Origin of the sequence: Methylobacterium sp. J-070 (genome assembly GCF_022829385.1) — a bacterium.
Lineage (GTDB): Bacteria > Pseudomonadota > Alphaproteobacteria > Rhizobiales > Beijerinckiaceae > Methylobacterium.
The window spans coordinates 1-1574 of the sequence record NZ_JAKSXX010000163.1; the positions used below are offsets into that span (position 1 = coordinate 1).

The 1574-nt window shown below is 71.3% G+C and carries 2 protein-coding genes and 1 pseudogene; all 3 read left to right on the top strand.

Going from position 1 to position 1574, the window contains the following annotated elements:
• The first annotated feature begins 140 nt into the window (after positions 1–140).
• A complete protein-coding gene (locus MKL01_RS15900; protein ID WP_243906181.1) occupies positions 141–797 on the top strand; it encodes an AAA family ATPase in 657 nt (218 codons plus the stop codon).
• Between the two features lies 1 nt (position 798).
• Positions 799–1032 carry a hypothetical protein gene (locus MKL01_RS15905; protein ID WP_243906182.1) on the top strand — a complete coding sequence of 78 codons (234 nt, stop codon included), beginning with the start codon at positions 799–801 and terminating at the stop codon, positions 1030–1032.
• A 169-nt stretch (positions 1033–1201) separates the two neighbouring features.
• Positions 1202–1435: pseudogene (locus tag MKL01_RS15910) on the top strand (IS6 family transposase); the annotation flags it as partial.
• Positions 1436–1574: the final 139 nt, after the last annotated feature.

Sequence of the window (1574 nt, forward strand, 5' to 3'; positions counted from 1 at the left end):
CATCGCCGCCCCACTGCAGCCGCCGCCTCGTCGGCGCGGACGGCCGCCGAAAAACGGCTACGCCGCCCAGGTGGCCTGAACGGCGGAACTGAGGAGTTTTACTCCGGCGCTTTTGGGGATGTTTAGAGCGGCGTTGACAGATGGTGCCACCCAGAACGCTGGTCGGCGGCGCCGGCGGCGGGAAGACGAGCTACGCCCGGGCGCTGTTCCGTGGCCTGGGCCTGCCCGAGGTCATCCACTCGGCGGCCGGGCAGATCGACGGCGGCGCGTTCGCCGGCACGAACCGGATGTGGGGCACCTGGCGTCTCAGCGTCGTCGCCCAGGCCATCCAGCGCTTCCGGACGGCCTCGGTGGGTGTCCTGGTCGATGAGGCCGAGAAGCAGGGTCCGAGCCGCCGCTGGGGACGACTTGACGAGACGATCCTGCCGTTCCTGGAGCGCTCGACGACCGCCCGCGCCATTCAGGATCCGGCGCTGGAGGTGCCCCTGGATCTCAGCGGCCCGAGCTACATCCTGACGGCGAACGAGCGGACCGGCCTGTCGCAGCCCCTGCTGGACCGCGCCCCGCCGGTGCAGTGGCCGATGCCGCGTCGCGAGCACATGCCCGTCGCTGCGGCCGCCATCCTCGCGGAGATCCGCCAGGAACGCGGCCTCGACGAGGCCTGGTGCCCGCCGCTCGACGGCAACGAGCTCGACGCCCTGTCGGCCTGGCGCGGCGGCTCCCTGCGCCCGCTCCGCCGGATGGTCCAGGCCGTCCTGGCGAGCCGCGAGTCCTACGCGCGCCTGCAGCCGAACTGAGGTGTCCACGCCTGCCGACACCCTGGACGCCGTCCGGGGGCGCCTCCACGCGCACCTGCGCGCCGGGTCCGCCTCCCGCCTGTTCCTCGCCGCCGCGGCGCTGCTCGTCCAGCGCCTCGCGGAAGCCTCTGCCGCCGACCCGGAGGACGCCCTCCGGATCGCCCTCGCCGCCGAGGCGGCCGCCCTCTCCGTCCCCCACGTCGCACCGCTGGAGAACCGTCATGTTTCGCTCTGACCGTGACCGCGCCGAGGCCGCCCGCGCACTCGTCGGCGTGCCAATGGAAGCTCAAGGGCGCGTCGTCGCCCCGTACGAATGCCGGGTCTGTCGCAAACGCGAATGCGCTGAGGTTCACGGCTCGTTAGTCATAGCCGCCGAGCCTGCCGCTCCGATCCGGAGCCGGCCCATGATCCTCAACGTCCTCGCGCTCAAGCTGAAGCGAGAAGCCAAAGGCGACTTCCGGGGCCGGCACTTCGAGGCCAGCCTCATCGTGCAGGCGGTGTCCTGGTATCTGCGCTACGCGCTGAGCTATCGCGACATCGAGGAGATGCTCCTCGAGAGAGGCCTGGAGGTCGACCACTCCACGATCAATCGCTGGGTGCTGGCCTACGCCCCGGCTATCGAGCGTCGCCTGCGTCGGCCACAGCCCAGCACGCCGCCGCGGTGTCTGCCGAGGCTGCGGCCCAGGCCGTACACGAAGCCGAGCAGAAGCGCCGCAAGGATCTGCATCGCAAGGCCATGAAGGCCAGCGACGAGGTCGAGAAGCTGGCGACCGAGTA